At 73.7% G+C, this 3,919-nt stretch carries 4 protein-coding genes; all 4 read left to right on the top strand.

What is annotated here, in order from left to right:
* A partial coding sequence (locus ACTUAL_RS13810) for an MFS transporter (protein ID WP_440900516.1) occupies positions 1-920 on the top strand: 920 nt, incomplete at its 5' end.
* Between the two features lie 182 nt (positions 921-1,102).
* Positions 1,103-2,764, top strand: a complete 1,662-nt coding sequence (locus ACTUAL_RS13805; RefSeq protein ID WP_440900515.1) for a hypothetical protein — start codon at positions 1,103-1,105, stop codon at positions 2,762-2,764.
* A complete protein-coding gene (locus tag ACTUAL_RS13800; protein ID WP_157767774.1) occupies positions 2,761-3,135 on the top strand; it encodes a hypothetical protein in 375 nt (124 codons plus the stop codon). The genes ACTUAL_RS13805 and ACTUAL_RS13800 overlap by 4 nt, the downstream gene beginning before the upstream one ends.
* Before the next feature lie 110 nt (positions 3,136-3,245).
* Positions 3,246-3,919: P-loop ATPase, Sll1717 family (locus ACTUAL_RS13795; RefSeq protein ID WP_440900514.1), on the top strand; the 674-nt coding region annotated here is incomplete at its 3' end.

The raw sequence follows: 3,919 nt of genomic DNA, 5'->3' as shown, positions 1-3,919 counted from the left end.
GCTCCCTGCTCTGCGCCCTCGCCCCGGACATCACCTGGCTGCTGACCGGCCGCGTCGTGCAGTCCCTCGGCGCCGCGGCGGGCGTCGTGCTGTCGCGGGCGATCGTGCGCGACCTGTTCGACGGCGTCGCGATGACCCGCTTCTTCTCCACCCTCATGCTGGTCAACGGCGTCGCCCCGATCATCGCCCCGGTGATCGGCGGGCAACTCCTGGTCGTCGCGAGCTGGCAGGCGGTCTTCCACGTCCTGACCGGCCTCGGCGTCCTCCTCCTCGTGGCCGTCCTGCTGGCCCTGCCCGAGTCCCTGCCCGCCGAGCGCCGCAACGCCCGCCCGCGCGACACCCTGCGCAGCCTCGGCGCGCTGCTCGCCGACCGGGGCTACCTGCGCCACGTCCTCGCCGCGGCGCTGGTGTTCGCCGCGGTGTTCGCCTACATCTCCGGCTCCTCGTTCGTGCTCCAGGACGGCTACGGGCTCAGCGCGCAGCAGTACAGCCTCGTCTTCGGCCTCAACGGGGTCGGCACCGTGCTCCTGGGCGCGGGCAACGGGTTCGTCGTCGGCAAGCTGGCCTCCGAGCGGACCCTGCTGCTCGCCGGGACCGCCGTGACCGCCGTCGCCGCGCTCGGCGCGCTGGCCGGCGCGCTCGCCGGGTGGCCGCTGCCGTGGCTGCTGGTGTGCCTGTTCCTGGTCGTGGCGATGATGGGCGTGGTGCTGGCCAACGCGACCTCGCTCGCCCTGGCCGGGCACGGGTCGGCGGCGGGCGCGGCGTCCTCGCTGCAGGGGCTGCTCCAGTTCCTGGTCGCCGGGATCGCGGCCTCCGCGATGAGCTGGGGCGGTCAGGCGACGGCGGTGTCGATGGGCGCGACGATGGTGGTCTGCTCGGTCGGCGCGCTGGCGCTGCTCGTGGTCCGCCGCACCGCCTGAACCACGTCCCGAATTCCACCCGAAACGATTTCCCGGACAGCGGGAGGTGGTTCGGAGTATCGTCCGCAGCGCCGTCGCCGAACGCGCGGAACCACTGCCCGGAAACGATTTCCGGGACTTCCGCGTGCCGGTGCCGGGCGCTTCGCCGGGGGGCTCGCGGATCAACCACCCAGGGGGTCGTCGTGGAACCTGCTGACCGATTAACGCCCGCGCGGGACGAGGTCACCCGCCACCTCTGCGCCGCCGCGCACCTGGACCCGGAGTTCGCCGACAGCGCCGTCCGCGAGTTCCTGGGCTCCCCGAACCGGGCCATCCCGCCCTCGCCCGGCGTCGACAGCGACGCGGTGCTGCGGGAGGCGCTCGCCGCCCGCGGCAGGCGGGTCCTGCGGGACGCCGCGCTGCTGCTCCTGCTGGTGGTGGCCCTGCTGACCGAACCGCTGGTGCTCGTGCTGTGGCTGCTGGTGGGGCTGCCGTTCGCGTTCCGCAAGCCCGACCCGAGGCGCGGCGGGAAGCCGCGGCAGAACCAGGGGGCGCTCATCGCGCTCGGCGTCATGGGCCTGGTCCTGGTGTACGTGCTGATCTCGTTGGAGGAGTACAACTCCTCGCCGCGCAGCCGCTACGACCGCGAAGCGGAGCTGATCCCCGGAATCGACAGCCAGTTCTTCGTGTTCGCCGCGATCTTCTTCCTGCTGGCGCTGCTGCTGCTCCTCGCGGACCGGCTGGCCGTGCACAACCTCGTGTACACCAGTTTCCAGCGCGGGAACTTCACCGGGGCCAAGCGGTCGCGCAGCTGGTTCGGGGAATGGCGCTTCTCGGCGGACACCGTGCGCGCGCACGAGAAAGGCCTTGAGGAACTGCGCCGCGCGGCCGTCCCCGACGACCGGCCCAGGACCGTCGTCTACCGGGGCGAGCGCCCGTTCGTGGGCACCGGGCTCGTCTACGACCCCTGGTCGCTCGCGCTCACCCTGGACCCGGAGGAGGAACCCGAGCGGGTCGGCGGGCGCCCGGTGGACGTGGACCTGGGCGAGCTGTACGAGGCGCTCGCGCACGGGCTGACCGAGCTGGTGGCGCCGTCGTCGCTGTCCCCGAGCGGGCGGCTGACCGGGTTGCGCGTCAGCGAGCAGGTGGTGGCCTCGGCCGCCGAGCTGGCCAAACGGGCCGACGACCCGCGCGCCGCGGGCCTGCTGCCCGGCTCGCACGGCAGACCGCCGCTGACGCTCACCGCCGAGCGCGCCGCCGGGATCGCGCGGGAGCCGCAGGAGTGGCTGCGGTACTTCCGCTGCTTCCAGGTGGAGAGCTGGGACCGGCAGCTGGTGGTCACCTGGTACCTGCACCTGGGCTGCGACGACGGCAGGCTGTACGTGGAGTGGACGCCGACCGTGCTGATGCCGGTCCGCGCCGCGTACAAGGACATCGACGCCACCCGCCCCACGGTGCTCAAGCCGGTCCGCGAGGCGCTCTCCCGCGCGTTGGCGCTGCCGCTGAGCGTCCTCGGCCGGGCCAAGGCGCTGGTCACCCGCCTGGCGGGCCCGTCGCGCTCCCTCTCGCCGTCCGAGCGGTACGGGGCGGAGCGCAGCCTGCGGGAGCTGGGCGCGGGGGACGTGGTGCTGGACTACTTCCAGCGCGCGGACCTGGAGCGCTACGCGAAGCTGATGGACCGGCAGCTGCTGCGGACCCTGGGCCGCTACCTGGAGCGCAAGGGCGTGACCACCACCGAGTTCATGCGCCAGGCCACCCAGGTCGCGGACCGGCACATCCACATCAAGGGCTCGGTCAGCGGGAACGTGTTCATCGGCGACCGGAACACCGTCGGCGGGAACGCGGAGGAGGACGACCGGAAGTGAGGGGCGACGTGGGCGGCGGCGGCAGGATCGAGATCGGCGGCAACGCGACCGGGGCGGTGTTCCAGGGGGACAACAACACGATCGGCGACGTCCACGCGAACTCCGCGCCCGCGCCCGAGCGGGTGCGGGACGTGCGCGGGCTGCTCGCCGAGGCGCGCGCCGAGGTGGAGTCCGCGCCGGAGGGCGCACCGGGGCGCGAGGCGGCGCTGGCGGCGTTGGAGGACCTGGACGAGGAGCTCGCGGAGGCGGAGCCGGACCGGGGCGCGGTGGTGAAGCAGGCCCGGCGGTTGTCGCGGCGGGTGACGGCGGGACTGGTCGGCGCGGCGGCGGTGGCGGGGCTGGTGGAGCGGGTTGTGGAGCTGTTCGGCTAGGGAGGGTCTGTGCGTTCTCCGCTGAAGTGCGGCCGTACCGGCGGCGGTGTGGGCCAGACTGCGCCACTGGGGCTCGTGGAAGCCGATCAACCGCACCGGGGTGAGCGCCGATGAGCGGGATGCTCGACGTGATCGACCTGGTGGCCAGCTGGGCCGAGGGCAGGGAACGGCAGGGGAGCCCGGTCGCTGCTCTCGGCCTGCTGGTCAGCGACGCGCTGGCGCACGACCCGGCGTTCCGGACCTGGCTGGACGAGACGACGAGCGGGGCGGTGACTGGGCGGAGCAGGCTGCGGGTCGCGCTGGCGCTGGAGGAGGCGGCCGAACGCGATCCCCGCTTCGGCCGCCACCTGGCGGAGGCGGTGGGCACGGCCACCTCCGCGCCGCTCGAACCGGCCGGGTTCCCGGTCGTCCGGTTCGGCGGGGTGGTCGCCGACGACGTGGACGTGGTCGGCCCGCTCTTCTTCGGCCGTGACGACGCCGAGCGCGACCTGGCGGACGGCCTGCTGCGCGACGGCTTCCTGCCCACCACGGTGTACGCGGAGGTGCTCAACGGCCGGAAGAACCTGATCATCGGCCGCAAGGGCACCGGGAAGAGCGCGATCTGCGTGCGCCTGTCGATGAACGGCGCCGTGCCGGGGGAGACCTGCCTGATCACCCCGGACGACGCGGTCGGCGAGGAGCTGCGCCACTTCGTGCTGGGCGGGCTCACCAACGCCGCGGCGAAGGCGCTGCTCTGGCGATACGTGCTCGCCGTCCACGCCGCCCGCTTCCTCGTGCGGCACGC

The organism is Actinosynnema sp. (assembly GCF_052038725.1).
This window is presented reverse-complemented; position numbering and strand designations above follow the sequence as displayed.